At 62.7% G+C, this 24,672-nt stretch carries 27 protein-coding genes; 22 read left to right on the top strand and 5 right to left on the bottom strand.

The window, feature by feature from the left end:
• The first annotated feature begins 4 nt into the window (after positions 1–4).
• The 5 genes from J4D52_RS09650 (at position 5) to J4D52_RS09630 (ending at position 4,437) form a co-directional block, all read left to right on the top strand.
• A complete protein-coding gene (locus J4D52_RS09650) occupies positions 5–1,195 on the top strand; it encodes a pyridoxal phosphate-dependent aminotransferase (protein ID WP_102676479.1) in 1,191 nt (396 codons plus the stop codon).
• Entirely contained in the window at positions 1,188–2,597 is a 1,410-nt protein-coding gene (locus J4D52_RS09645; protein WP_102676478.1) for an aldehyde dehydrogenase family protein, read from the top strand. Before J4D52_RS09650 ends, J4D52_RS09645 begins: the two co-directional genes overlap by 8 nt.
• Positions 2,598–2,706: 109 nt before the next feature.
• Positions 2,707–3,408 carry an NAD(P)H-dependent oxidoreductase gene (locus tag J4D52_RS09640; RefSeq protein ID WP_102676477.1) on the top strand — a complete coding sequence of 234 codons (702 nt, stop codon included), beginning with the start codon at positions 2,707–2,709 and terminating at the stop codon, positions 3,406–3,408.
• Between the two features lie 192 nt (positions 3,409–3,600).
• Positions 3,601–4,146, top strand: a complete 546-nt coding sequence (gene thpR / locus J4D52_RS09635; protein WP_102676476.1) for an RNA 2',3'-cyclic phosphodiesterase — start codon at positions 3,601–3,603, stop codon at positions 4,144–4,146.
• 99 nt (positions 4,147–4,245) lie between these two features.
• A complete protein-coding gene (locus J4D52_RS09630) occupies positions 4,246–4,437 on the top strand; it encodes a hypothetical protein (RefSeq protein WP_053278797.1) in 192 nt (63 codons plus the stop codon).
• Between the two features lie 16 nt (positions 4,438–4,453).
• Here the strand turns inward: J4D52_RS09630 and J4D52_RS09625 are convergent, their stop codons facing one another.
• A complete protein-coding gene (locus J4D52_RS09625) occupies positions 4,454–4,939 on the bottom strand; it encodes an adenosine-specific kinase (RefSeq protein ID WP_025809285.1) in 486 nt (161 codons plus the stop codon).
• Between the two features lie 202 nt (positions 4,940–5,141).
• Complete coding sequence (locus J4D52_RS09620) at positions 5,142–8,714, bottom strand: hypothetical protein (RefSeq protein ID WP_102676475.1); 3,573 nt, start codon at positions 8,712–8,714, stop codon at positions 5,142–5,144.
• 358 nt (positions 8,715–9,072) lie between these two features.
• Here J4D52_RS09620 and J4D52_RS09615 point away from each other — a divergent pair, with 358 nt between their 5' ends.
• The 4 genes from J4D52_RS09615 to J4D52_RS09600 all read left to right on the top strand — a co-directional run bounded on the left by J4D52_RS09615 (position 9,073) and on the right by J4D52_RS09600 (position 11,933).
• Entirely contained in the window at positions 9,073–9,354 is a 282-nt protein-coding gene (locus tag J4D52_RS09615) for a DUF3303 domain-containing protein (protein WP_025809283.1), read from the top strand.
• A gap of 61 nt (positions 9,355–9,415) precedes the next feature.
• Positions 9,416–9,688: a DUF4242 domain-containing protein gene (locus J4D52_RS09610; protein ID WP_025809282.1), complete on the top strand. Its 273-nt coding sequence runs from the start codon at positions 9,416–9,418 to the stop codon at positions 9,686–9,688.
• A 221-nt stretch (positions 9,689–9,909) separates the two neighbouring features.
• Positions 9,910–10,899, top strand: coding sequence for a DUF2157 domain-containing protein (locus J4D52_RS09605; protein ID WP_102676474.1), 990 nt, complete (start codon positions 9,910–9,912; stop codon positions 10,897–10,899).
• Positions 10,896–11,933, top strand: coding sequence for a DUF2157 domain-containing protein (locus tag J4D52_RS09600; RefSeq protein WP_102676473.1), 1,038 nt, complete (start codon positions 10,896–10,898; stop codon positions 11,931–11,933). The genes J4D52_RS09605 and J4D52_RS09600 overlap by 4 nt, the downstream gene beginning before the upstream one ends.
• Before the next feature lie 52 nt (positions 11,934–11,985).
• Here the strand turns inward: J4D52_RS09600 and J4D52_RS09595 are convergent, their stop codons facing one another.
• Positions 11,986–12,339: a hypothetical protein gene (locus tag J4D52_RS09595; RefSeq protein ID WP_009048629.1), complete on the bottom strand. Its 354-nt coding sequence runs from the start codon at positions 12,337–12,339 to the stop codon at positions 11,986–11,988.
• Between the two features lie 479 nt (positions 12,340–12,818).
• Between J4D52_RS09595 and ltnD the strand changes: the two genes are divergently transcribed.
• The 6 genes from ltnD (at position 12,819) to J4D52_RS09565 (ending at position 18,702) form a co-directional block, all read left to right on the top strand.
• Positions 12,819–13,724 (top strand): L-threonate dehydrogenase, encoded by a 906-nt coding sequence (gene ltnD, locus J4D52_RS09590; protein ID WP_102676472.1) that lies wholly within the window; start codon positions 12,819–12,821, stop codon positions 13,722–13,724.
• Between the two features lie 10 nt (positions 13,725–13,734).
• Positions 13,735–15,027: a 3-oxo-tetronate kinase gene (otnK, locus tag J4D52_RS09585; RefSeq protein ID WP_102676471.1), complete on the top strand. Its 1,293-nt coding sequence runs from the start codon at positions 13,735–13,737 to the stop codon at positions 15,025–15,027.
• A complete protein-coding gene (locus J4D52_RS09580; protein WP_038631967.1) occupies positions 15,024–15,671 on the top strand; it encodes an aldolase in 648 nt (215 codons plus the stop codon). Before otnK ends, J4D52_RS09580 begins: the two co-directional genes overlap by 4 nt.
• Before the next feature lie 189 nt (positions 15,672–15,860).
• Positions 15,861–17,321 (top strand): SLC13 family permease, encoded by a 1,461-nt coding sequence (locus J4D52_RS09575; protein WP_102676470.1) that lies wholly within the window; start codon positions 15,861–15,863, stop codon positions 17,319–17,321.
• A gap of 19 nt (positions 17,322–17,340) precedes the next feature.
• The gene (otnI, locus tag J4D52_RS09570; protein ID WP_081361784.1) at positions 17,341–18,123 is read left to right on the top strand and encodes a 2-oxo-tetronate isomerase; all 783 of its coding nucleotides are present in this window, start codon (positions 17,341–17,343) and stop codon (positions 18,121–18,123) included.
• A gap of 165 nt (positions 18,124–18,288) precedes the next feature.
• Complete coding sequence (locus J4D52_RS09565; protein WP_102676469.1) at positions 18,289–18,702, top strand: hypothetical protein; 414 nt, start codon at positions 18,289–18,291, stop codon at positions 18,700–18,702.
• An 18-nt stretch (positions 18,703–18,720) separates the two neighbouring features.
• Here J4D52_RS09565 and J4D52_RS09560 read toward each other — a convergent pair whose 3' ends face one another.
• Positions 18,721–19,554 (bottom strand): DeoR/GlpR family DNA-binding transcription regulator, encoded by an 834-nt coding sequence (locus J4D52_RS09560; RefSeq protein WP_025809273.1) that lies wholly within the window; start codon positions 19,552–19,554, stop codon positions 18,721–18,723.
• Positions 19,555–19,895: 341 nt separating this feature from the next.
• On the opposite strand from J4D52_RS09560, the gene J4D52_RS09555 reads away from it, so the two are divergent.
• From J4D52_RS09555 to J4D52_RS09525, 7 genes are all read left to right on the top strand, one after another.
• The gene (locus tag J4D52_RS09555) at positions 19,896–20,210 is read left to right on the top strand and encodes a hypothetical protein (protein WP_102676468.1); all 315 of its coding nucleotides are present in this window, start codon (positions 19,896–19,898) and stop codon (positions 20,208–20,210) included.
• Positions 20,211–20,336: 126 nt separating this feature from the next.
• Positions 20,337–20,933 carry an antitoxin Xre/MbcA/ParS toxin-binding domain-containing protein gene (locus tag J4D52_RS09550; RefSeq protein WP_063430914.1) on the top strand — a complete coding sequence of 199 codons (597 nt, stop codon included), beginning with the start codon at positions 20,337–20,339 and terminating at the stop codon, positions 20,931–20,933.
• Positions 20,933–21,430: an RES family NAD+ phosphorylase gene (locus tag J4D52_RS09545; protein ID WP_009048639.1), complete on the top strand. Its 498-nt coding sequence runs from the start codon at positions 20,933–20,935 to the stop codon at positions 21,428–21,430. Before J4D52_RS09550 ends, J4D52_RS09545 begins: the two co-directional genes overlap by 1 nt.
• A 157-nt stretch (positions 21,431–21,587) precedes the next feature.
• The gene (locus J4D52_RS09540) at positions 21,588–21,866 is read left to right on the top strand and encodes a pyocin S6 family toxin immunity protein (RefSeq protein ID WP_063430207.1); all 279 of its coding nucleotides are present in this window, start codon (positions 21,588–21,590) and stop codon (positions 21,864–21,866) included.
• Between the two features lie 240 nt (positions 21,867–22,106).
• A complete protein-coding gene (locus J4D52_RS09535; RefSeq protein WP_063430211.1) occupies positions 22,107–22,295 on the top strand; it encodes a pyocin S6 family toxin immunity protein in 189 nt (62 codons plus the stop codon).
• Positions 22,296–22,484: 189 nt separating this feature from the next.
• Positions 22,485–23,945 (top strand): PAAR domain-containing protein, encoded by a 1,461-nt coding sequence (locus tag J4D52_RS09530; protein ID WP_063430213.1) that lies wholly within the window; start codon positions 22,485–22,487, stop codon positions 23,943–23,945.
• Positions 23,942–24,331, top strand: coding sequence for a hypothetical protein (locus tag J4D52_RS09525; protein WP_124302836.1), 390 nt, complete (start codon positions 23,942–23,944; stop codon positions 24,329–24,331). Before J4D52_RS09530 ends, J4D52_RS09525 begins: the two co-directional genes overlap by 4 nt.
• Positions 24,332–24,410: 79 nt before the next feature.
• On the opposite strand, the gene J4D52_RS09520 is transcribed toward J4D52_RS09525, so the two are convergent.
• The coding region (locus tag J4D52_RS09520) for a hypothetical protein (RefSeq protein WP_207272123.1) at positions 24,411–24,672 on the bottom strand (262 nt) is incomplete at its 5' end.

The following is a 24,672-nucleotide window of genomic DNA, read 5'->3' as shown; positions in this document are numbered from 1 at the left end:
TACCATGCGTTTTTCCGATCTGACTCAACGTATCGCCGGTGACGGCGCCGCCGCCTGGGGTATCCACTACCGGGCCCTGGCCAGGCAGGAGCAGGGCGAGGACATCCTGCTGCTGTCGGTCGGCGACCCGGACTTCGACACCCCGGCGCCTATCGTGCAGGCAGCCATCGACAGCCTGCTGTCCGGCAATACCCATTACACCGACGTGCGGGGCAAGCGCAGCCTGCGCGAAAGCATCGCCCGGCGGCATCGGCAGCGCAGCGGCCAGCAGGTCGACGCCGATCAGGTGATGGTGCTGGCCGGGGCCCAATGCGCGCTGTTCAGCGTTGCCCAGTGCCTGCTCGACCCGGGCGACGAGGTGCTGGTCGCCGAGCCGATGTATGTCACCTATGAAGCGGTGTTCGGTGCCTGTGGCGCCGTGGTGGTGCCGGTGCCGGTGCGTTCCGAAAACAGCTTTCGGGTATTGCCCGAAGACGTCGCCGCGCGCATTACCCCGCGGACCCGGGCCATGGCCCTGAACAGCCCGCACAATCCATCGGGCGCCAGCTTGCCGCGCAGCACCTGGCAGGCCCTGGCCGAGTTGTGTATCAAGCATGACCTGTGGCTGATTTCCGATGAGGTCTACAGCGAGCTGCTGTTCGACGGCGAGCACATCAGCCCGGCCAGCCTGGCGGGCATGGCCGAGCGTACGGCGACCCTCAACAGCCTGTCGAAATCCCATGCCATGACGGGGTGGCGGCTGGGCTGGGTGGTCGCGCCGCCGGCATTGGCGGCGCACCTGGAAAACCTCGCCCTGTGCATGCTCTACGGCTCGCCGGAATTTATCCAGGATGCCGCCGTGGTCGCCCTGGACAGCGGTTTGCCGGAACTGGAGGCCATGCGTGAAGCCTATCGCCAGCGCCGCGACCTGGTCTGTGAATGCCTGGCCGATTGCCCCGGCGTGCGCGCGCTGAAACCCGATGGCGGGATGTTCGTGATGGTCGATATCCGCGAAACAGGGCTCAGCGCCCAGGCGTTCGCCGATCGCCTGCTGGAACGCCATGGGGTGTCGGTGCTGGCCGGCGAAGCCTTCGGCCCAAGTGCCGCCGGGCATATCCGCCTGGGGCTGGTCCTGGGTGCGGCGCCACTGCGTGAGGCCTGCCAGCGGATCGCCCGCTGTGCCCGTGAGTTGCTGGAGGCCGCGATCGATGCGTGATTACAGCCGACTGTTCATCGATGGGGCCTGGCGCGTGCCGTCGGGGCAGGGCAGGGCCGAGGTCGCCGACCCGGCCACCGAGCAGGTGGTCGGCGCGGTGCCCCTGGGCGACGAACGCGATGTCGATAACGCTGTGGCCGCTGCCCGGCGCGCCTTCGGCCCATGGTCGCGAACGCCGTCGGCGGTGCGTGCCGGTTATATCCGGGCGCTGGCCGGGCAGTTGCGCCAGCGGGCCGACGAGATGGCCGCGCTGATCACCGCCGAGCTGGGCATGCCGGTGCAGTGGTGCCGTGCGGTGCAGGTCGACGGGCCGATCGTCGGGTTGGAGCAGTACGTCGAACTCGCCGGGGCGATGGACGAAGTGCGCGAGGTCGGCAACTCGCTGGTGGTCCGCGAACCCGTGGGCGTCTGCGCCTTTATCAACCCCTGGAATTATCCGTTGCATCAACTGATCGGCAAGCTCGCGCCGGCCTTGGCGGCGGGCTGCACGGTGGTGCTCAAGCCGAGCCAGGAAACGCCGCTGCATGCCTTTCTGCTGGCCGAAATGATCGAGGCCATCAGCCTGCCGCCCGGGGTGTTCAACCTGGTCAGCGGGCCGGGCTCGAAGGTCGGCGAAGCCCTGGCCCGGCACCCGGACGTCGACATGCTGTCATTCACCGGCTCCACCGGCGCCGGGGTGCGCGTGGCCCAGGCTGCGGCGCCATCGGTGAAGCGGGTGTGCCTGGAGCTGGGCGGCAAGTCGCCGCTGTTGATCGGCGAGGATGCCGACCTGGCCGCGGCGGTGCGTTATGGCGTGCAGGACGTGATGATCAACTCCGGCCAGACCTGCACCGCGCTGACCCGCATGCTGCTGCCGGCCCGGCGTTATGCCGAGGCGCTGGAACTGGCGGTGGAAGAGGCGCGGAGCCTGTGCATGGGCGACCCTCAGGACCCACGGAGTTTTCTCGGGCCGATGTGCTCGGCCTCCCAGCGCCACACCGTGGAGGCCTACATCCAGCTCGGCGAGCAGGAAGGCGCGCGCCTGCTGTGGGGCGGTGCGGCGCAGTACGAGCGGGGCCATTATGTCGCGCCGACCCTGTTCGCCGATGTCGACAACCGCATGCGCATCGCCCAGGAGGAAATCTTCGGCCCGGTGCTGTGTCTGATTCCCTATGCCGACGAAGACCAGGCCGTCGCCCTGGCCAACGATTCACCGTTCGGCCTGTCCAGCGGGGTCTGGGCCGCCAGCCCCGAGCGCGCCCTGGGCCTGGCCCGACAGCTGCGCACCGGGCAGTGCTTCATCAACGGGGCGGCGTTCAATTATCAGGCGCCGTTCGGTGGCTACAAGCAGTCCGGCAACGGTCGCGAATGGGGTGAGGAGGGCCTGGCCGAGTTTGTCGAAATCAAGGCCATCCAGCGCTGATTCCCGTACCACCGGTGGCGGGGCACAGACCTTTGTGGTCTTGTGTCTCGTCACCTTGGTGCAGTCTTTATTCCGCCTTGCTCATTGGAACATGTCTAAGGAACCTGCCATGAATGTACTGATCGTCCATGCCCATCCCGAGCCGCAATCCTTCACCGCCGCCCTGCGTGACCAGGCGCTGCGCACCCTCGAGGCCCAGGGGCATCAGGTGCAGGTCAGCGACCTGTACGCCATGCAATGGAACCCGGTGGCCAGTGCCGCCGATTTTTCCTCGCGGGAGAATCCCGACTACCTGGTGTACGCGCTGGAACAACGCCTGGGGGTGAAAAGCCAGTCGATCGCCGCGGACATCCGCCAGGAGCTCGACAAGCTGCTGTGGGCCGACCTGCTGATCCTGAATTTTCCGATCTTCTGGTTTTCGGCGCCGGCGATCCTCAAGGGCTGGATCGACCGGGTGCTGGTGTCCGGGATCTGCTATGGCGGCAAGCGTTTCTATGACCAGGGCGGCCTGAGCGGCAAGAAGGCGCTGGTCAGCGTGACCCTGGGCGGTCGCGAGCACATGTTCGGCGAGGGGGCGATCCATGGGCCGCTGAACGACATGTTGCGGCCGATCCTGCGCGGCACCCTGGCCTATGTCGGGTTCGAGGTGCTGGAGCCCTTCGTCGCCTGGCATGTGCCCTATATCAGCGATCAGGCCCGCGAGGAGTTCCTGGTGGCTTACCGGCAGCGACTGGAGCAGGTCGCCGACGACCTGCCCATTGAATTTCCACGTTTGTCGCAGTTCGATGAGGCGCTGTATCCGCTCGGCTGACGCGGCCCGGGCGTCCAGGCAGACGGTTGGACCAGTGCTTGGCTATGCTGTTTGTGCCGACCGCCGGTCTGCCGTCGCCCCTTATAACCTTGGGCATCATGGCCTGGCCGTCGGTTCGTGCTGCCGAAAAACCGGGGGCCTGGAGTAACCTGACAGACAGCACTTCGCCCGGGCCGAATCGGAGGACAGGGAATGAATGATGAGTCCCGCGAGCAGGGCGAGCCGTTCAAGCGGCTGTTCTTCGCCTTGCCCTGCACCGCCGCCCAACGCCGGGCCATCGCCCAGTGGCGCAGCGCACTGGGGCTCAGGAACGGTCGGCCGGTGGCGGCGGAAAACTTTCATCTGACCCTGATGTTCCTGGGCTCGGTCGCCGTGGCGCAGATTCCGCGGATCTGCGCCGCGGCGGCGGGCGTGCGAACCTCCGGTGAGCCGCTGGACGTTCCGCTCGATCGCCTGGAGGTCTGGCGCCGGGCCGGGGTCTTGTTGCTGGCGCCGACACAAGCGCCGCTGGAGTTGCGCCAGCTGGTGTATGCCTTGCAGGAAGCGCTGCTGCCACTTGGGTTGGTCGATTCGCCTCGGGAGTTTCGTCCGCACTTGACCTTGATGCGCGACTATCGGGCGCCGGTGCCCGAGTCCGAGACCCCTGCGGATTTTCACCTGAGTGCCCGGCACTTCGCCCTGTTCGAATCCCATAAAGGCCGTTATCGGCCGTTGGCCGAGTGGGCGCTGGCGCGGTGATTGGGGGCGCCATCTCGTCAGGTTCGCCGACCGGCCGAAATCCGCGTGCCTCAAGGCCTGCAGGCTATAGTTGAGGGGCCGAATCAACGGGAGGGGAGCATGCGCCAGATTGTCAGCAAAGAGCCCTGGTGGGCGGCGCCGCCGAAACCGGGCCAGGATGAGTCCGAGCTGGAGTGGGGCTGGCTGGTCACCTACAACGAGGGCGAGCCGCGCTTCGAGTTCGTCAAGGAGCGTCCTTCGGAGCAGGAGATTCGTCAGCGCAAGAGTTGCCGGACCACGCCGTCCGAGTAGCCTGTGGGCGCAGCGCTCACTGCTTGTAGCCGATCTGCCGCAGCAGGTTCTTGCGCCACAGGATGTCGTCGTCGCCTTCCAGGCCCTTGGCGCAGAAGCCATCCACCACCCCCAGTACCGCTCGGCCCTGCGCCGTTTCAGCGAGAATCACCTGGGTCGGGTTGGCGGTCGCGCAGAAGATGCGGCACACCTCAGGCACCATCTTCAGGGTGTTGAGCACGTTCAACGGATAAAAACCGTCGCCGAGAAACAGGATGAAGCTATGGCCGGCGGCGATGGCCTGGGCGTTTTTTTGCGCCAGCGCAATCATCGCCGGATCGCTGCCGGACCAGCGCACCAGGCATTGGCCGGAGGCTTCGCAAAAGGCCAGGCCAAAGGCGATGTTCGGCACGGCGCCGACCAGGGCTTCGTGGATGTCCTCGACGGACTTGATGAAGTGGGTCTGGCCGAAAATGAAGTTGGTGGCCTCCGGCTTGTCAATGTTCACGCTGATCAGTTGCATCTCGAACCGCTCCTTGCCGATGTCGCGCGGCGCTAGGGGGCGTTGGCGGAAAGGGTGGGCCCGTCGCAGCCGTTATCGCGGCGGCGGGATTGCTTCCAGCAACAGATCAAGCATAGCCATTCATTGTCCGCTGCCGGGTTCGTGAGGCTTGAACGATGGCCGTCAAAGGCTGATCGGCCAGTTCGTTCCTGACCGCCGGTACCTAGAACTTCGCATAATTCAATGCATCGACAATCAGCGAGCCGCCCACCCCGGTCAGCGACAGCAGTAGGGCGCGCACCAGTGGTTCTTGCGAGTAACGCGAGAAGGCTCCGGTATCGAGAGCATCTATGCGTCCGCGGATCAGTTTGAGCTTGCTGTAGACAGGTGTGCTGTCGGTGATTTCCAGCAGGTAGTTGTCAAGACGCTGTAACGCTGCGCCACGCGCCTTTTCTGCGGCACGGCGTAGCGACAGCGCGGAAGCGAGCAAAATCAGGGTGGTCAGCAGGAAGGTAATGACGATGCTGGGCGGGGTCGGCCAGTTGTCGAACACACTGTTGCGCGACGCAATCAGGATCAGCATGACGATCGTCGGGGCATAGATCAGGCGATTGACGGTCGCCGTGCGTTTGGCGATCAGTTGCATGTCCACCCAATCGTCGATGCAGGGATGCAGAGAAACACCGAAGAGCTTCTGGTGCTCCTGGCGTAACGCTCTTGGCCAGATCGCAAAATTCTTGCTCAGGTTGCGGATGAATCGCGTCAGCAGGCGGTTGGCATCCACCACCCAGAACACCAGCAACTGGAAGGCCAGGGTGGGCAGCAGCCAGCTCAACATCCAGATCGGCGACTCGCCCCGAATGGGCATTCCTTCCATTGGCCAGAGCACGAACAGCGCGCTGGTGGCGACCATGAATATCCAGGTGGCGAGGATGCTGCGCAGCATTCGGGCACCGAAGGTGCCACCCACGCAGTGCTCTTTCCAGAAGCTCGTCACGAAAATGATCCTGCGCTTGTCTACAGCATAGGGCTGGACCGCGGCTGTCAGTCGCTTAGGCATGTTCCAGTCGCGACTGTTGGTTGAGAGCGGGAACAGGGTCAGGAACAGGCAACGTCCAAGTGCGGCTCGCCACTTTTGCAGCGTTGTACCCTTTTCTCTGTGAACGAGGCGCCGTAGCTGGCCCCACAGGCTCATCCGCAGCCTGCTCATGTACAGGTCCAGGTGGTAGGTCCGTTCGATCTCGAGACTGTTGATGCGCAGGTTGCGCCAACCCCAGGCCAGCGCCGTGATCGAGATGATCACGGCGAGCAGGCGCAGGGCCACGGTGGGCCAGGCACTGATGCCCTCGAACAGGAACATCGGCTCACCCAGTCCGTTATCCGTCAATGTGCGTCGGCTCTGGTACATCCACAGCAAGGCCAGGACGAATACCACGACCGGTACCACGACGTACCACGCCGAGGCGTCGAACAACCCACTGCTTGCAGGGACGGGGGACTGTCCGGGTTGCGCTGGTTGGGGCTGATGACGGCGGATCAGTTCCGAGCAAACGATGCCCAACAGGATCAGCACGAAGGCGGTCCACATGAACTCCACACGCCAGAACCGCATGGCGAGCCATGCCGACAGTCCGGACACCACATAAAGCGTCAGCGGGATACTGCGCACCCAGGCTGGCAGTTCGTCGTCGCTGGATTGCACATAGGTCCACCACCAGCCAAGGAGCGTCACCAATACCAGCAGGATGACCGTAAGCGGCCCGGCCCAGAAAAACGACTGTTTCTCATCGAGCTTGTCGCGTACCGGCTGAGAGAGTTCGGGATAGGGCGATGGCGACGGATCCTGCAGGCAGCGCAGCGCCATGATGTCGTGCGTTGCTTGCCGGGTCTGGCCGGGTGCGGCGCAATCCTTGGGGCGTTCTGCGCTCAGCTTGCTTGACAGGGGGATGAAGCCGCTGATGCCCACCTCATAGATTCCCGGTGAAAGCAGCTCCGATTTGGAGTAGTCGAACTTCGCCCGCTTAGCGTCGTAGGGCTGTGGTGCCTGCGCCGCCAGGACCGCGATGAACACGGCACTTTGCAAACTGTCGCGAAACGGCGGCACATCCTGTTGCAGGGCGCGAGTCAGTGTGAGTCCGTAGGGCGCTGCCAGGACGAGGTTGCGGGTGGTCTGGGCCTGGCCGCGCTGGAGCATGCGCGCATCGAGGTTGGTCGAGAAAAACACTTTGTTCGGCATCCGGCCCTTGAGGGCCTGCAACACCAGTAGCTTGTCGTAGGTATCGGCACCCAGCACCCCGATGGCGCCGATGCCGCTGGTGCCGTTACGGCGATAGACTTCGTCCTCTCGGGCGATGTGGTCGGCGAGGCGGCGAAGGTAATCGAGCTGGGAATTGCCGTCGGACTTCTCCAGTGGGCTCAGATCCAGGGTGTTCTTGTCCTTGCTGTTCTTATTGTCCTCGGTAGCGGGCGCCTTGTTGGCGCTTGCAGCTTCTTCTGGGAGGCGCCCGTCCATGCCTCGCAGATAACTGAAGCGTAATACCCAGTCATTGACGGCCGCCTGGTCTTTGCCGTCTTTGCCGTCGAGGTCGGCGTCCTTGGCAACCTGCGATTTGAAACTCTCGATCAGTGCGCGGCTGTAGAAACTGTCCCACTCGGAGACCAACGCAATGCGATTGGAGCGCTGCCAGCCTCCAGCGTTGCAATGGGTTCCGACTCGCAGCAATGCCCCTTGGCTGCATTGCACACCCGTGACCGGGTCCACATGGCGCAGCTTCAGTTCGTCCAGCAGCAGGCGTGTCATGACGCCGTCGTCGCTGACGGTGCGCAGCAGTTTCATTGAGGAGGGGGACGTTGCTGGTGTTTGCTGCTGGGAGGTTGCTTCGCCGGGCGAGGGCTTGCCCAGGGCACGGATCAATGTGTCGTAATCAGCGGTGGCCAGGGGTGAGTAAATCTCGATATCGGGCTTGGCGTTGCCGTTGGCCTCGTCCCTATACATATCGAGCAAGACTTTCGAGGTGGAGGGGCCGATGACCTTCAGCAGTGTCTGGTCGGACGGCTCCGGGCAGGCTTGCGGGGAGCCGCAGTCTGGATAAAACCTGCTCTGCAGGGTGAGACGTAATGCTTCGAGTCGTTGCAGCGGGTCTGGACCAAGATGCTCCTGCTTTATCCAGAACAGTATTGTCCGGGCGGATGGGTGGGGTATTTCGTTAATGTCCGTAGGTGGGTCAAACGGATTGGCGACGAAGGTTTCATAGGGAGTTTCCGCGCGGTTCAACTTTCCTTGCTGATCGGATTGAGACGTTACCGGCTTGCCTGACAGGTCGTCTGCCAGGGCCAGGCAGCGGATGTGCTGCTCGTCCTCGGGCACCATGCGGGAGTTTTTGAACCCCGCCAGGATTGCATAGCGAATACGCCGGCGCAGCTCCACTTCATCGGCATAGGGACCGCCTTCGACCAACGCCACCATAAGCTGGGGAGGCTCTGGCGGTTGTTGCTGCTTTTCGGTGTCCAGTACCGATGGCTTAACGACAACAAGATCGGGACTGCACTCAAAGTCAGTACCCGTGGCCTTGTTACCCTCCTTGAACTTTTTGCGATAGCGCTCGAGCGCATCGAACGGGTCCTGCCACAGGCGCGCTTCTATCGGCGATTGCGCCTGGAATTGTGCGCCGATGGGGCGTGGCTCGAGGAAAGGCTCGCGGGTGAGGGCGAAGGTCGAGACGACCAGGCTGAGAATGAGGGCGCTACCCGGTAACCAGAGGACAAGGTTGTTACCCGAGCCATTGCTGTTGTCCATGGTCTTTTTCCCCTTCCTTAGGTGTAGGGCCGACCGCTATGCATAGGTATAGCCCCCGGATTGCGCTTTATCTACTGGCCCCCCGACGCTGCAAGGAGGGCGCTGCGGCGCCAATTGGGGGCGGTTTCAGGCGACTTGAGGAGCGAGAGGGATTGGGCCGCTGACCGGTGGCTTCATACTGGGGGCGGGAACAGGATCGGCGGTCATGCGGCGAGGGTGCAAGGCTGCTATTCCTTCCCTTGGGACAATCGTTTCAGACCAGACGGAATGCGGGTCGATACCGATGCGTGGCCGTGGTCAAGGTGCCTGCCAGGTGCGCGCGCAGAACAACGGGCGCCAGTTTCACTGGAGGTGGCAAATGTTATTCATTGTCAGCTGGTCAATCAGCCCCGAACGTCGTAACAGTGCGATCGAGCGATTTCTCAAGACCGGCGGGGCGCCACCCGCAGGGGTGAGCATGCTGGGGCGCTGGCATGCCGTCGGCGGTATGACGGGGTTTGGTATCGCGCAGACCGACGATCTCACGCTGATGCAGAAATGGGTGCTGGAGTGGAGCGACCTGCTCAGGATGGACGTGCACCCGGCGCTGACCGATGAACAGGCCGCGCCGTTGCTGGCGGCGGTGATCGGCAGGCAATAGCCGTTGGCGATCGGCCTGAAGTTGTTGCTTCAGCAAGAGCGGAACAGAACTGGAGGTTGTCATGCCTAAATTTGTGATTGAACGCGATTTTCCGGGCGCTGGAGCGCTGTCGGCGCAGGATCTGCAAGGGATCGCGCAAAAGTCCTGCGAGGTGCTCGATGAAATGGGGCCGCAGGTGCAGTGGCTGCACAGCTACGTCACGGGCGACAAAATCTACTGCGTCTATATCGCGCCAAACGAGGAACTCATCCGCGAGCATGCCCGGCAAGGCGGCTTTCCGGCGGACCGGGTATCGCGGGTGACCTCGATCATCGATCCGACGACAGCGGAGTAGTGCCTTGCGCTGACAGGCGCGCGCCTGGCTCGGCGTACCCTTGCCCCAGGGCGAGGTGATGCCGCTGGCAGGAAAACAAGGCCGCCCTCGGGGCGGCCTTTTTCATCGACGCGGCGTGCCGCGTTAGCGTAGCGGGGCGTCTTGCCAGACACAGGCTCGGCTATGCTGCACAGTCGACGGCCGGTTTGCGGCCGATGTCCACACCTTGAACCAAGAGCGCCATGAGAAAAACCACCCAGCAGATGTTGCTCCACGAAATCGCCGACTGGCACCACCGTGGCCTGATCGATGCCGAGGCGCAGCAGCGGCTCGGCGCCTTGTATGAACGTCCCGAACACCGCTTGTCCACGGTCCTGCAATGGCTGGGCATCGGCGCGGTGCTGCTGATCGGCATGGCGGTGCTGGGCGGCATTGGCCTGCTGGCCGAGTCGGTGCTGGTGGGGGCGGTATTGTTTTTCGCCGCCGGTGTCGGGCTGTGGCTGATCGGTGCGCGCCTGGCCCGCGACCCGGCGCGGCGCATGCCGGTCACCGGGGTGGCGATCCTGACCATCGGCCTGATCCTGATGGGTGCCAGCCTGTTGCTTGGCAGCTCCGACAGCGAGACCGGCGAGTTCGGCAACCTGCCGCTGGCGCTGCTGGTCACCGCCGCCCTGAGCATCGCCACCGCCTATGGCTATCGCCTGCGCTGGCCGCTGCTGCTGGGCCTGCTCTGTGTCTTCCACGGCTTGGGTTCGTGGGAGTGGTATGGCGGTTCCGGCACTTACTATTTCGGTATCCAGGACCGGCGCTCCATGGCCGTGATCGCTGGGCTGGTCGCGCTCCTGGGGCTGTGGCACCAGCGCGCCGAGGATCATGCCTTGCGCCGGTTCAGCGGTTTCGGACGGTTGTATGTGATCTTCGGGCTGCTGTACTTCAACTGCTCGCTGTGGTTCCTCAGCCTGGAGGAGGCTTACCAGCAGACCCTGACCTGGACCCTGCTGTTCACCCTCGGCGCCATTGCCCAACTGGTGCTCGGTGCGCGCTTCAAGCACCCCAGCTTCACCGGTTTCGGCGTGGTGTTCCTCGGCATCGACCTATACACGCGCTTTTATGAGTACGCCTGGGAACACCTGAGCGCCGCGCTGTTTTTTGCCGTGGCCGGCGCGGTGGGCATGTTCCTGGGCTGGTTGTTCGAACGCACCGCGCTGCGCGCCGGGGAGGCTGGCCAATGAACCCGGATCGCCGTAATCGCCAGGTGCACAACGCCCTGGACCAATGGCTGCGCGACGGCCTGATCGACACCCAGGCCCACGCGCGGATCGCCGAGCTGTACCCGCTGACCCGCTGGGACTGGCGCTCCCTGGGGCGCTGGTTCCTGACCTTCGGCGCTATCAGTCTCGCGGCTGGCTTGCTGATCCTGCTGCATGAACACCTGACGTTCACCTTGCCGAAACTGGCGGTTGGCCTGGGTCTGTTGATGGTCGGGTTGTTCGGCGCCGGGCGCTGGCTGCTGGGCAAGCAACTGAAACTGCTCGGCGCGACCCTGGAATTGCTCGGCGGCTTTGCCCTGATCGGCCTGAGCCTGGTGCTGGGCATGATCTACTCCGACGGCTCGGGCAACTGGCCGGCGCTGTTGCTGGTGGACCTGCTGCTGTTGCTGGCGCTCAGCTATGGGCTGAACAACGCCTTGCTGCTGACCCTGTGCAGCGTGCTGTTCTTCGTTTGGTTCGGCGGGCGTAGCGGTTATGAGTCGGGTTGGGGCGCCTACTGGTTCGGCATGAACTATCCGCTGCGTTTCCTCGGCGCGGCTCTGGCCATGGCGCTGTTCGGCTTTGTTCATCTGTGGGGCGAGGCGTCATGGCTGGCCCGTTATCGCGGCTTTGCCAAGGTGTGGATTTCCGCCGGGCTGTTCATGGCCCAGATGGCGTTGTGGCTGTTGTCGCTGTTCGGCAGCTACGACCTGATCGACGGCCCCTGGCACCTGGCCGAGTCCGGCGAGCTGGTGCTGTTCAACGGGCTGTGGGCGGCGTTCAGCCTGGGCCTGTTGGCGCTGGGCATTCGCCTGCGCTTTTCCATGCTGGTGGGCTATGGCGCGACCTTCTTCATCATCCAGCTGTACACGCTGTTCTTCACCCAGCTGGCGGAAACCCTGGGCTGGTTCGTCAGCCTGCTGATTGCCGGCGGCAGCCTGCTGGGGCTGGTGGTCTGGCTGGAAGGCGAACGGCAGAAGCGCCGGGCTGGGCCGGGCGAAGCGGAATCGGCGTAGGGCGGGGGAGTAGCCCATGCCCGAAGTTGCGGGCATGGGCAGGCGACGGACGTCAGGCTGTCAGTCGTTTTTCAATATCCCGGTAGGTTTCGCTGTCTGTGGCCGCCAACAGTTTGCGGCCATCCTTGAAGGTGGCGATGAAGGTCACCTCGGTTTCCTTGCCGGCTATCAGGTAGCCCGCAAGAGCACCCACCGGACCCAGCAGCATGGCCCCGGCGATGCCGTAGCCAATGGCGTCCCTGTTGGTGATGCTGTCCTGTGTCGCGATTTCCAGATGTTTGAATGCGGAGGCTTTGACCTCGACCCCCGGCGAGGGGTTGGTGGCTGTGGCCAACCTGAAGACTCCCTGACGATACTCACCATTCCCTTGTAGAAAATCACCAGCCAATACGTTGATTTTTGCCATGTTGAATATCCTTGTTCAAGCATTGCGGATTGACCATACAGCGCCGTCCCATGCCCACCGTCAATGGGTGGACGATGAAGGGCGGTACCACTGATCGGTGATGTTGCGACTAACAGCATCGGTCTCGAGTGTAGACGTTCCTTTGATACAGATCAGTTCGTTGGTCGCAATGGCCTACCGCTCGTCCGTTTGATTCTGCGCGGGCTGCAAGGTTGTCACGAGGTGCCTGGCGTTCATGTTCGGCAATGTTAATAAATGTTAGATTGAAAAAATACTTCACATAATCCGTTCATTGGTGGATGATCGGCCACAACCTGATAACAACAAATCACAGGACGGCCCTTCGATGTCCGACAAGGTCTCGATTCACCTGCCAAGCGACCCTGTCGCCCCCGCCGCCCGTGCTCCCATTTACCCCGCGGCCCGCCGCTCGCGCCTTGCCGGCGTGGACCAGGCTGCTGTCTTCCCTGGAGTACCCCATGAATAACAAGAATGTCGGTGTCGTCGGCCTGGGCGCGATGGGCCTGGGCATTGCCCGCTCGCTGCTGCGCGCGGGTTTCAATGTGCATGCCTGTGACGTGCGTGAAGCGGTCACCCAACAGTTCACCAGCGAAGGCGGGGTGGCCTGTGCGTCGCCGGCGCGAATGGCCGATGCCTGCGATGTGATCATCACCGTGGTAGTCAACGCCGAGCAGACCGAAACCGTGCTGTTCGGTGGCGATGGCGCCGTGTCGGCCTTGGGTGCCGGCAGCCTGGTGATAGGTTGCGCCACCGTGGCGCCGACCTATGCCGTGGAGCTGGGCGAGCGCCTGGCCGAGCAGGGCCTGCTGTACCTCGACGCGCCGATCTCCGGCGGCGCGGCCAAGGCTGCCGCCGGCGAGATGACCATGATGACCTCCGGCCCGGCCGCGGCCTACGCCAAGGCCGAAGCGATACTCGCCGGCATGGCGGGCAAGGTCTATCGCCTGGGCGAGGCCCATGGCCTGGGTTCCAAGGTCAAGATCATCAACCAGCTGCTGGCTGGGGTGCACATCGCCGCGTCCGCCGAAGCCATGGCCCTGGGCCTGCGCGAAGGGGTGGACGCCGATGCCCTGTACGAAGTGATCACCCACAGCGCCGGCAACTCCTGGATGTTCGAGAACCGCGTGCCGCACATCCTCAAGGCCGACTACACACCGCTGTCGGCGGTGGACATCTTCGTCAAGGACCTGGGCCTGGTGCTGGATACCGCCCGCGCCAGCAAATTCCCGCTGCCGCTGTCGGCCACCGCGCACCAGATGTTCATGCAGGCCTCCAGCGCCGGTTTCGGCCGCGAGGACGACTCGGCGGTGATCAAGATTTTCCCGGGCATCGACCTGCCGACCGCCAAGCCCGAGCCTGTCTGAGGAACGCTTCATGACCGATTCCACCGCACGCCCGTTGCTGGGCTGCATCGCCGACGACTTCACCGGCGCCACCGACCTCGCCAACATGCTGGTGCGCGGCGGCATGCGCACGGTGCAAAGCATCGGCATCCCGAGCCGTGAAGTGGCGGCCGGGCTGGATGCCGACGCCATCGTCATCGCCCTCAAGTCGCGCACCACGCCGGTTGCCGAGGCCGTCGAGGAATCCCTCGCGGCCCTGGACTGGCTGCGCGAACAGGGCTGCGAGCAGATATTCTTCAAGTACTGCTCGACCTTCGACTCCACCGCCGCCGGCAATATCGGCCAGGTCAGCGAGGCCCTGCTCAAGGCCCTCAATAGTGATTTCACTCTGGCCTGCCCGGCGTTCCCGGAAAACGGCCGGACCATTTTCCGTGGCCACCTGTTCGTCCAGGACCAGTTGCTCAGCGAGTCGGGCATGCAGCATCACCCGCTGACGCCGATGACCGACGCCAACCTGGTGCGCGTGCTGCAAGCCCAGACCCAGCTGAAAGTCGGCCTGCTGCGCTACGACAGCATCGCCGGGGGCGTCGAGGCGGTGCGGGCGAAGATCGCCGAACTGCGCCAGCAGGGAATCGGCATGGCCATCGCCGATGCGCTGTCCGATCAGGACCTCTATACCCTCGGCAGCGCCTGCGCCGACCTGCCGCTGCTGACCGGCGGCTCGGGCCTGGCCCTGGGCCTGCCGGGCAACTTCCGCCGCGCCGGCAAACTGCGCGATTTCGATGCGGCGTCGCTGCCGACCGTCGAAGGCGGCGAAGTGGTGCTGGCCGGCAGCGCCTCGGTGGCTACCATCGGCCAGGTCGCGGCCTGGCTGGAGGCCGACCGTCCGGCACTGCGTATCGACCCCATGGCCCTGGCTGCCGGCAAACCGGTGGTGGAGCAGGCCCTGGCCTTTGCCCGCGACAGTGATGAAACCGTACTGATCTACGCCACCAGCACCCCGGCCGAGGTCAAGGCGGTGCAACAGCAACTTGGCGTCGAACGCGCCGGCACGCTGGTGGAGAACGCCCTGGGCGAGATTGCCGCGGGCCTGCGCCAGAACGGCGTGCGCCGCTTCGTGATCGCCGGTGGCGAAACCTCCGGCGCGGTGGTCAAGGCGCTTGGGGTCAACCTGTTGCAGATCGGCGCGCAGATTGACCCGGGCGTGCCGGCCACCCTCAGCAACTCCGCCGAGCCCCTGGCGCTGGCCCTGAAGTCCGGCAACTTCGGCAGCCGCGACTTCTTCGCCAAGGCCCTCAGGCAACTGGCCGGAGGTGACCAATGAGCGCCGCGGCAAGGGAACAGGCCCTGCGCGAAGAGATCTGCGACGTCGGTCGTAGCCTCTACCAGCGTGGCTACACCGTGGGCAGCGCCGGCAATATCAGCGCGCGCCTCGATGATGGCTGGCTGATCACCCCGACCGACGTCTGCCTCGGCCGCCTCGATCCGGCGGCCATCGCCAAGGTCAACCTGGCGGGGGAGTGGGTGTCCGGCAACAAGCCATCCAAGACCCTGGCCCTGCATCGCCAGGTCTATGACCGCAACCCGAGCGTCGGTGGCGTGGTGCATACCCATTCCACCCACCTGGTGGCGTTGACCCTGGCTGGCGTATGGCGGCCGGACGACATCCTGCCGCCGCTGACGCCGTACCAGGTGATGAAGGTCGGGCACATTCCGCTGATCGGCTACCAGCGCCCGGGTTCGCCCAAGGTCGCCGAGCAGGTGGCGCAACTGGCCAACAGCGTGCGCGGGGTGATGCTCGAGCGCCTGGGGCCGGTGGTTTGGGAAAGCTCGGTGGCCAAGGCCAGCTACGCCCTGGAAGAACTGGAAGAAACCGCGCGACTCTGGCTGATGAGCAATCCCAAGCCCGCGCCGCTGGATCAGGCAGCCCTGGATGAGCTGCGAGAGACCTTCGGCGCGCACTGGTAGGTAGCGCGCCGCTGCAACTCGAAACTGTAAACCGACATTGCAAGCACTGCCCGGGAGTCGTCAGGCTCTCGACGGCCCCGGCTTGCCTGAAAAAACAATAACAACAGGACATCCCAGCATGACGTTCCCTGACTGCAGCTGTTTTGGCTTCACCACTGTTTCTTCCTCTTATGAGGGAGGTGCCGCGCAATGAGCCCGCTTATCCTGATGTTGACGGCCGGCGCGGGCATCGCGCTGCTGCTGTTCCTGGTGCTCAAGTACAAGTTCCAGCCCTTTGTCGCGCTGATGCTGGTGAGCATCCTGGTGGCGCTGGTGGCCGGGGTGAAACCGGCGGACCTGGTGGCGACCATCGAAGGCGGTATGGGCAAGACCCTCGGCCATATCGCGATCATCATTGCCCTCGGCGCGATGATCGGGCGGATCATCGAGCTGTCCGGAGGCGCCGAGGCCCTGGCCAAGACCCTGATCGAGCGTTTCGGCAACCGCCGCACGCCGCTGGCGCTGACCATCGCCGGGTTCATCATCGGCGTGCCGGTGTTCTTCGAAGTGGGGGTGATCATCCTCATGCCGCTGGCCTATGGCGTGGCTCGCCGGGCGCGTAAGCCGCTGCTGGTGTTCGCCTTGCCGATGTGCGCGGCGCTGCTCACCGTGCATGCGTTCCTGCCGCCCCATCCGGGCGCCGTGGCCGCGGCCAGCCAGCTGGGCGCCGACCTGGGCCGGGTGCTGATGTTCGGCCTGCCGATCACCGCCTTCCTGTGTTACGTCGGCTACCGCGTGGCCGGGCGCATGACCCGGCGCTTCTACCCGATGACCGACGACATCCGCGCCGAAGTCTATGGCCCCCATGTGACCAACGAGGACCTGCTGGCCTGGACCAATGGCAACGCCAAGGACCCGCAACAGGCCGCAGTGGCCGTGTCCCACATGGGCCTGGAAGAGTCCACCAGCGCCATAGTCGCCAAGCTGCCGCCAGCGCCCGCGCCCGGTTTCGGCCTGATCGTCAGCCTGATCCTGCTGCCGATCGTGCTGATCCTGCTGGGCACCCTGGCCACTTCGCTGCTGCCGGCCGAGTCAAACTTGCGTGGCGTCATGACCGTGCTCGGCGCGCCGCTGGTGGCGCTGCTGATCGATACCTTGCTCTGTGCCTGGCTGCTGGGTTCGCGCCGTGGCTGGAGCCGCAGCCAGGTGTCGGACGTGATCGGCTCGGCCTTGCCGGGCGTGGCCATGGTGATCCTGATCGCCGGTGCCGGCGGGGTGTTCGGCAAGGTGCTGGTGGACACCGGGATCGGCGCGGTGGTTTCCGACCTGCTGCGCACCACCGGCCTGCCGGTGTTGGCCCTGGGCTTTTTGCTGACCATGCTGCTGCGCGCAGTGCAGGGTTCGACCACCGTGGCCCTGGTGACTACCGCCGGGATCATCAGCCCGTTGATTGCCACCCTCAACCTGACCCCCAACCACATGGCGCTGCTGTGCCTGGCCATGGGCGGTGGCGGGCTGGCCATGTCGCATATCAACGACGCCGGCTACTGGATCTTCACCAAGCTCGCCGGGCTCAACGTGGCTGACGGCCTGCGCACCTGGACCGTCATCACCACCTTGCTCGGTACCCTGGGTTTCTGTATTACCTTGCTGATCTGGCCTTTTGTCTGAGCCGTTTTTAGGAGCCAACATGCCTCGTTTTGCTGCCAACCTAAGCATGCTCTACCCGCAACACGGGTTTCTCGACCGTTTCGCCGCCGCCGCGGCCGATGGTTTCGAAGCGGTGGAATACCTGTTCCCCTATGACTACAGCGCCGAGGAACTCAAGCAGCGCCTGAGCGACAACGGCCTGGTCCAGGCGCTGTTCAACGCACCGCCCGGCGACTGGGCGGCGGGCGAGCGGGGCACCGTGACCCTGCCGGGGCGCGAGGCGGAATTCCGCGCCGGCTTCGACCGCGCCCTGGAATACGCCGCGGTGCTGGGCAACTCGCGCATCCATGTGATGGCCGGTCTGCTGCCCTCGGAAAGCCTGCGCGAACGCCATCACGCGGTGTACCTGGAGAACCTGGCCTACGCCACCGCCCAGGCGGCCAAGGTCGGCGTCACCGTGCTGCTGGAGCCGATCAACACTCGCGACATGCCGGGCTTCTTCCTCAACCGCCAGGACCAGGCCCAGGCGATCTGCAAGGAAGTCGGCGCGAGCAACCTCAAGGTGCAGTTCGACTGCTACCACTGCCAGATCGTCGAGGGCGACCTGGCGACCAAGCTGCGCCGCGACTTCGCCGGCATCGGCCATATCCAGATCGCCGGGGTGCCGGACCGCCACGAGCCGGACCTGGGCGAGCTGCACTACCCGTACCTGTTCGCGCTGATGGACCAGCTGGGCTACGACGGCTGGGTCGGTTGCGAGTACCGGCCGCGGGGCGATACCTCGGCTGGCCTGCAATGGCTGCGGGACTGGAAAGCCTTCTGAGGGGCGGGCAGGGCGGTGGCGCTGGTCAGTGCGTGCCGCCCGCTAGCCGTGATTCTGCGGGAATCTGAACATTTCTGGAGGTGTCGGCCTTAGTCCCCCACCTGCGGGTACATTCGCTTCCTGTCGCCAGGGCCATCACTGGTGCCATCAATGGGAGCGGGGAGCATGGAAAAGTCGATATTCGTCGATCAGTCGGGCCTGGACGATGCGCCTTGTCGTCCGCACGATCTGCATTGGGAACAGATCCCCACTGTGACCCTGGAGCGCATCGAGCGCGACTACCGCCGCGCCCGGCGCACCACCATGCTTGGCCAGTGGATCAATATCGCCAGCGTGCTGCTGGTGGTGCTGAGCGCCGCCTGCGGCCTCTGGCTGTGGAACCACTTCCGCGCCCAGGGGCTGGACCAGGGCTTCGGCCTGCGGCAACTGTTCGTGCTGCTGTTCTTTTTCGCCACCCTGTGCGCGGTGGTGGAATGGCTGCGGCGCATTCGCCGGACCACCCGGGTGGCCCTCGACGGCTTGAGCGAAGACCTGCGGGATATCGCCTGTGTGCTGCGGTTCAGAAAAAAACACCGCTGAGACGCGTTAGGCCGGCTGTCAGTCCTTCGCTGCCTTGGCTTGCAGGTCGGACGGCAGCAGCAATTCCACCCCTTGCTTGCGAATTCCATCCGCCGCGGCCTGGGCCAGGTCGTCGTCGCTGATGATCACGTCGAACTGCTCCAGCCCGGCGATGCGGTACATGCTGAAGGTGCCGTACTTCGAACTGCTGGCCACCAGCACCACCTGGGATGCCGACTGCATCGCCACCTGCTTGACCTCGACCTTCAACGCCGACGGCGTGGTAATACCCCGGCGCAGGTCCCAGGAGCTGGTGGACATGAAGGCGATGTCGGTCACCACCTGACGCAGGGTCGCCACCGCCAGCCCGCCGACGCAGGAATGGTTGTCGTGGTCGAGCTGGCCGCCAGTGTGGATCACCGTCACTTGCGGCGCCTCCATCAGCGCCTGGACGATGCCGAAGTCGTTGGTCACCACCGTCATGCCCGACAGCGCCTTGATATAGGGCACGATCTCCAGGGTGCTGGTGCCGGCGTCGAGGTACACCGTCATGTCCGCGTGCAGCAGGCGCGCCGCCAGCCGGGCCATGGCCTGCTTCTGCGGCAGCTCGACCACCGCCTTGCTCTGGTGGCTCGGCTCGCTGTGCAACTGGCTGGCGATACGCACCCCACCGGTCACCGAATAGGCCCGGCCTTCCTGTTCCAGCAGCGCGATATCGCGGCGCACCGTCATGTGCGAACAGTCGAACATCTCCATCAACTGATGCACGCTCAACACCTGATGCTTGCGCAACTGGCGCAGAATCAGCTCGCGACGCTGCTCGGGAATCATCGGGGCGCCGCTATCGCTGGCGATGTCCTTGGGGTTGGGCATTGAGGCTCCGCAGTGGTTGGGCAGAAGGCGGGTAACTGGCGGACATAGTAGCGAATCCGCGAGGTGTGGACGAGAAGCGGTGCACACCGGCTTCTTCCGTAGGAGCGAGGCTTGCCCGCGATGAACGATAACGCGGTATCCCGGTATTGCGCGTGACGGCTATCGCGGGCAATCGAGCGTCGACCGGCCGCTCCTACAAGATTGCGCGTGCTTCTTCTGTAGGAGCGCAGCTTGCTCGCGATGAACGATAACGTGGTATCCCGGTATTGCGCGTGACGACTATCGCGGGCAAGCCTCGCTCCTACAGCATTACGCGTACGAGCGGTTACCAAGGAGCGGTCATGGACCCGAAACGTTATGAACACCTGACAATCAGCGTCGAGCCCCATGAAATGCGCATGAGCCATTGGCTGTACGCCCCCAAGGTGGTGGATGGTCGCGATGGCCGGGTGCTGCTGGACCTGAGCGGCGGGCCGTGGGACCTGGTATCCAGCTCGCCATCGACGGCGGCGGTGGAACTGCTGTTGCGCAAGTATCCCGGAGATCGCGAGGCGGTCTGCCTGAGCATTCGCCTGGCCGACAACAGCCTGTGGCTGGAGGGCACTGCGGTTGCCACCGAGGATATCGAACGGGCGCTGGAGCGGGCGCAGGGCTGAGCTGCGCCGTGGCGCATGCCTGCGAAGCATCACCGGGGCCTGACGACCGTTGGTAAGCTGGCGGTTCTTTCTTTTGCCAAATGGCATTAGTATTAATGCCATCTGTCATCAGGCAGGGAGATGAGCATGACCGCCGCAGCCAAAAATACCGCCACCGTGAAACCTTCAGCCAAGGCCGAGAAGGTCAAGGGCGTTGCGCCCAAGGCCATCGCCAAGGTCGAACCACGTAAGCCCTCCGCAAGCCGCATCCCCAAGGCCAAGGTGAACCTGCTGCGCGAAGAGGCGGCGGTCTATGCGCTGCCTTCGCCCATGGTGCGCGGGCTGCTGCCGGGCACCGACGCCGATGACCCCATGGCGGTCTTCAGGGCCACCCAGCTGGGGTTCTCCCTCGGGGCGGTGATCGAGCTGGTGGAGTCGGTCGAGGCCTTCAAGCGCTACAACGTGCTGTCGAAGATCGTCGGGTTTTCCGAGCGCACCCTGGCGCGGCGCCTGAAGAACCAGGACCAGGCCCTGACCCCCGAACAGAGCGCCCGCGCCTTGCACTATGCGCAAGTGCTGGAAAAGGCCGAGGCGGTGCTGGGCTCGCGGGCGCTGGCCGAGGAGTGGATGACCCAGCCGGCGCTGGGCCTGGATGGCGAAGTCCCCATCGACCTGCTGGCCAACCCGGTGGGCTATGAACTGGTGACGGACTTTCTGCACCGGCTCGAGTTCGGGGTCTACTGATGCTCACCGACCCCTTGGCCCCGTCCCTGCATTTCTGGCGCCTCGACCAGGCCCGGCATGCCTCGACCTGGAACAGCGGCATCGGCGCCGAAGGCAGCGGCGGCCGCTGGAACCCCAAGGGCCTGCAAGTGGTGTACGCCAGCCTGGACGCCTCGACCGCCATCCTGGAAGTGGCGGTGCACAAGGGCTTCAAGGCCCTCGACTGCCTGCCCCACACTCTGACCGCGGCCCGGGTGCTGGACCCCTCAAAGGTCCACACCGTCCGCCCCGAAGACATTCCCAACCCCAACTGGCTGATCCCCGGCACCCCCAGCCACAGCCAACAAGCCTTCGGCGCCAGCCTGCTGGAACAGCACCCCTTCGTGCTGATCCCCTCCAGCGTGTCGCGCCATAGCTGGAACCTGCTGATCAACCCATTGCTGGCCACGGGGTTGTATGAGCTGGTGTTGCAGGAGCGCTTTGCGCTGGATGGGCGGCTGAGTCCGCCGGAGCGGTGAGAGAAGACGCGCACATCCAATTCAGAATTTTCCTGCGACCTACCTGTGGTCATTTAGGGTAACGTCCTGTTGCCAACTGCTAACAAACTCGCCTCCTGATGGGGGCTTTTTTATGGGCAACGTGGAAGCGGACACGAACTGCTGAAAAGGAGTTTTTATGTACTTATGCATTACTGGTTTTCTGCCTGACGAAGCCAATGACGATTCATTGCAATACGAGTTGGACGTCTCATCTGAATTTGAACAGCAGATTGTCTCCCTGCTGGGCCATAAAAGCCTTAACGCAATGGCAAGCGGAGAGTGGCTGTTGACGGCGGAGCAGGCTCAGCAGATTGCTGCTTTGATCAATGAATCCATTCCAGATGATCTTGATATTTTTATTGGGGTTGAGACGTCGGGGAAGGGCACGATTAAAGCTCACGAGGTCGAGCAGTGAGATACACCGTTGAAGCTTTCGATAAAGAAACCGAGTCTTTAGCTTTTGAGATAGACCTTCCGCACAGGTGCGATGCTCATCTGGCTGAGATTATGAAGTGGTCGTCACCTCAACGAGGTGACGAGGGTTACAACCTCAATTGTGGCCAATTAGCTGCCATTGAGAATCTGGTCGGTAGGGCTTTTTACGACCCAGATTACATCTTCCAACTCACCTGCAACCTGAGTTGAGTACTGAGGAGTGCAGTACAAGCTGAAAGTCTCATCTGAATGTGAACAGACCGTAATGGAAATATTGGGTTGGCAGAGCTTGGCAGCCGAAGTCGCTGGTGAGCTACTGCTCACCAAGGAGCAGGTCAGTCAGATAGCCGCAGTCATCGAAGAGTCCTTACCCGATCACCTCGATATGTTTATTGGTGTGGTGGCGTAGCTCCATCCATCATCCGTGATCCTTGTCGACCCGTTGAAGAGCGAAATCAGGAGGTTCTGATCGTTCTTATTCGTCCCCTGCGGTTCATAGAGACTTTTAGTACGGAGGTTTGGGAAAGCTCTGATATTTACGACTTTTCTGCATTGATAGGGTCGGTGCCTGAATTTCTCAGACACTCAGGATGTACTCATGGCCTATGTCATCAGGGAAGGAGACCCAACCACGACGGGTGGGAAGGTTATTGCAGGTTCATCAACGACCATCGTTGAGTACCGCAAAGTTGCACGCATCACCGACCCCGTGTGGTGCCCGGTGTGCCAGTCGGTGGGTTATATCGCGGAAGGCCATAACACATGGCTGGATAACCAACAGGCTATCGCGGTGGAAGGGTGCTCCGTTCAGTGTGGCTGCCCTGTAGGTTCTAACCGTCTTGTGGCCACTCAGTCTTCTGTCCTCTCGGATAATCAGCCACTGGTTCCAGTTCCCGCTGCCTTGGTACCGCAAGTTGTGGCGAATACCCACCAATGGGCTGAAGCGATCAGGCTGGGATACTCGCAAAACGAATTTGCAGATTCGGTGCCGCGCGATCAGGTGAAGGGGCTAGCGCCCATAAGCGAAACGGCGCTGTCAGCGCCCGCTCAGTTGTCGCAACAAAGCGTAGAGCCGGGCTTTTATATCGTTCAGTCTCCGATGAGCCGTGCAGCCCTCGAAGTGGTGCTTTTCGGTCAGCCCGACGCGGCCCTCCTGGAGAAATTTCGCCGGCTCAACCCCCAACTGACGGACACCGCCAAACCCGGCCAGATGGTGGTCCTCAGCCATCCCGAAAACCATCAGTGCACCCGTGAAGAAGCACTGCTGATGGACGCTGCGGAAAAGGTCAGCGCCGCGTTGGACACCCTCACGGCCGAGGAGGCGGCCTTTATGGTCCAGTACCGGCAGCAGATCGAGTCGGTGCTGTCTTACGGTTCAACCAGCCTGGGTGTTGCTACGTCAGCAGCCGGCAATCATCTGGACAGTATTAAAAGGACCTTGCAGGAAATCGAATCCCTCCATCAAAGGTACTTCCTGCGGGATGGGCATCTACGGAGCGTCCAATTCTTTGCCGAAAGGCGAACGCTGTTTTCCCGGCTGGATGCCCACCTGACGACCATCACGAAAATGAGCATTGCCTTTCCGGACCACCCCGACCTGAAAACCGCACTGGGGATTTCCAATCGCAGCCTGGTTCATCATTGGACTAAAGCGGGAGCAGCGGGGCAGATACCGGGGTATGCCACGCATATCGAGGGCGTGTCGAGGGCTTCAAAGGTGCTCAAGTATGGTGGCTGGGTAGGGATCGCTTTAGGTGGTGGCGCCTCTTATGTGAAAGTTCAGGATGTTTGCTCTGCGGGAAGTAAAGAGGCCTGCGAGAAAGTGAAGTTTACTGAGGCGGGGAGTTTTGCAGTGGGAGTTGCTGGAGGAATATTTTCTACTTCGGCTTTAACTACTGCTTCAAATACTATCTGTGCTGCAGTGGCAGTACCTACAGGCGGAGTAGGTGGTGTCATCTGTGGTCTGGTGGTGGTAGGTGGTGGTAGCTATTTGGTGAGTAAGAGTGGAGAGTCTTTCGGGGAGCTTGTTGGAGAGATCATATATGAGGCAGGGCAGTGAGTAAGTTTGGTGCAGTGGAGTATGTGCTTGCTTTTTGTGGTGTTGCAACACTGTCAGGTGGGGTGATTATTTCAGGGGTGTTCTTTTATTGGGGGTGTACTCGAATGGATGAGATTTTAGGGTATGTTAAAAACTGCAAGGCCGTAATAAATAATAGGTTTTATCTTTATATGGGTGCATGGGGTCGAATGGCAATGGTAGGGATGATTGCAGGCTCCTTAGCCTATCCTAACTACCATGTGAGAAAAGGATTGATGGATGCTGATGATGTGAATAATTTTCCTAAGCCTTTTAAGAGGAAACTAGTCGTGCTGTTTAATGTGCAGTTGGTTCTGCTGTTTTGCTTTATGGTTGAGCTGATTGTTCTAAGGTTAATCAGGCCCTGAATGTAAATGGTTAATAAAATCAGGCGGGTAGAGTGGAAGCTGGTGAAGTTGTAGATGCCACAATTTATGAGGTTTCCAATTAAACTTGCTTAGCCTGATGGCTGTTGTATTTGAATTCGCATTTGTCGGAGTACTCGTTACCATCTTTGCCCTGATGGGTGTTTTTTGTATCTAGGATATACGCGCATGAAGGAGTTGTTATCCGCCTTGAGAGTTGCTGCATGCGGGGAATAAAAAGGCCTGCGAGAAGATGAAATTTACTGAGGTGGGGAGTTTTGCTGGTTGGGGTGTTCGGAGGGGCAATCGCCAGCCCGGTTTTAACCCAGGCTATGACTTCCACC

This window comes from Pseudomonas sp. GW460-12-10-14-TSB1, assembly GCF_017349775.1.
In the GTDB taxonomy this organism is placed as follows: Bacteria; Pseudomonadota; Gammaproteobacteria; order Pseudomonadales; family Pseudomonadaceae; genus Aquipseudomonas; species Aquipseudomonas piscium.
The sequence above is the reverse complement of the archived record's forward strand: the minus strand, read 5'-3'. Positions and strand labels throughout refer to the sequence as shown.

What these genes read in the sequence shown, in the direction of transcription:
- J4D52_RS09650 (WP_102676479.1), top strand. Translation starts at nt 5, where the DNA reads ATGCGTTTTTCCGATCTGACTCAACGTATCGCCGGTGACGGCGCCGCC.
- J4D52_RS09645 (WP_102676478.1), top strand. Translation starts at nt 1,188, where the DNA reads ATGCGTGATTACAGCCGACTGTTCATCGATGGGGCCTGGCGCGTGCCG.
- J4D52_RS09640 (WP_102676477.1), top strand. Translation starts at nt 2,707, where the DNA reads ATGAATGTACTGATCGTCCATGCCCATCCCGAGCCGCAATCCTTCACC.
- thpR (WP_102676476.1), top strand. Translation starts at nt 3,601, where the DNA reads ATGAATGATGAGTCCCGCGAGCAGGGCGAGCCGTTCAAGCGGCTGTTC.
- J4D52_RS09630 (WP_053278797.1), top strand. Translation starts at nt 4,246, where the DNA reads ATGCGCCAGATTGTCAGCAAAGAGCCCTGGTGGGCGGCGCCGCCGAAA.
- J4D52_RS09625 (WP_025809285.1), bottom strand. Translation starts at nt 4,939, where the DNA reads ATGCAACTGATCAGCGTGAACATTGACAAGCCGGAGGCCACCAACTTC.
- J4D52_RS09620 (WP_102676475.1), bottom strand. Translation starts at nt 8,714, where the DNA reads ATGGACAACAGCAATGGCTCGGGTAACAACCTTGTCCTCTGGTTACCG.
- J4D52_RS09615 (WP_025809283.1), top strand. Translation starts at nt 9,073, where the DNA reads ATGTTATTCATTGTCAGCTGGTCAATCAGCCCCGAACGTCGTAACAGT.
- J4D52_RS09610 (WP_025809282.1), top strand. Translation starts at nt 9,416, where the DNA reads ATGCCTAAATTTGTGATTGAACGCGATTTTCCGGGCGCTGGAGCGCTG.
- J4D52_RS09605 (WP_102676474.1), top strand. Translation starts at nt 9,910, where the DNA reads ATGAGAAAAACCACCCAGCAGATGTTGCTCCACGAAATCGCCGACTGG.
- J4D52_RS09600 (WP_102676473.1), top strand. Translation starts at nt 10,896, where the DNA reads ATGAACCCGGATCGCCGTAATCGCCAGGTGCACAACGCCCTGGACCAA.
- J4D52_RS09595 (WP_009048629.1), bottom strand. Translation starts at nt 12,339, where the DNA reads ATGGCAAAAATCAACGTATTGGCTGGTGATTTTCTACAAGGGAATGGT.
- ltnD (WP_102676472.1), top strand. Translation starts at nt 12,819, where the DNA reads ATGAATAACAAGAATGTCGGTGTCGTCGGCCTGGGCGCGATGGGCCTG.
- otnK (WP_102676471.1), top strand. Translation starts at nt 13,735, where the DNA reads ATGACCGATTCCACCGCACGCCCGTTGCTGGGCTGCATCGCCGACGAC.
- J4D52_RS09580 (WP_038631967.1), top strand. Translation starts at nt 15,024, where the DNA reads ATGAGCGCCGCGGCAAGGGAACAGGCCCTGCGCGAAGAGATCTGCGAC.
- J4D52_RS09575 (WP_102676470.1), top strand. Translation starts at nt 15,861, where the DNA reads ATGAGCCCGCTTATCCTGATGTTGACGGCCGGCGCGGGCATCGCGCTG.
- otnI (WP_081361784.1), top strand. Translation starts at nt 17,341, where the DNA reads ATGCCTCGTTTTGCTGCCAACCTAAGCATGCTCTACCCGCAACACGGG.
- J4D52_RS09565 (WP_102676469.1), top strand. Translation starts at nt 18,289, where the DNA reads ATGGAAAAGTCGATATTCGTCGATCAGTCGGGCCTGGACGATGCGCCT.
- J4D52_RS09560 (WP_025809273.1), bottom strand. Translation starts at nt 19,554, where the DNA reads ATGCCCAACCCCAAGGACATCGCCAGCGATAGCGGCGCCCCGATGATT.
- J4D52_RS09555 (WP_102676468.1), top strand. Translation starts at nt 19,896, where the DNA reads ATGGACCCGAAACGTTATGAACACCTGACAATCAGCGTCGAGCCCCAT.
- J4D52_RS09550 (WP_063430914.1), top strand. Translation starts at nt 20,337, where the DNA reads ATGACCGCCGCAGCCAAAAATACCGCCACCGTGAAACCTTCAGCCAAG.
- J4D52_RS09545 (WP_009048639.1), top strand. Translation starts at nt 20,933, where the DNA reads ATGCTCACCGACCCCTTGGCCCCGTCCCTGCATTTCTGGCGCCTCGAC.
- J4D52_RS09540 (WP_063430207.1), top strand. Translation starts at nt 21,588, where the DNA reads ATGTACTTATGCATTACTGGTTTTCTGCCTGACGAAGCCAATGACGAT.
- J4D52_RS09530 (WP_063430213.1), top strand. Translation starts at nt 22,485, where the DNA reads ATGGCCTATGTCATCAGGGAAGGAGACCCAACCACGACGGGTGGGAAG.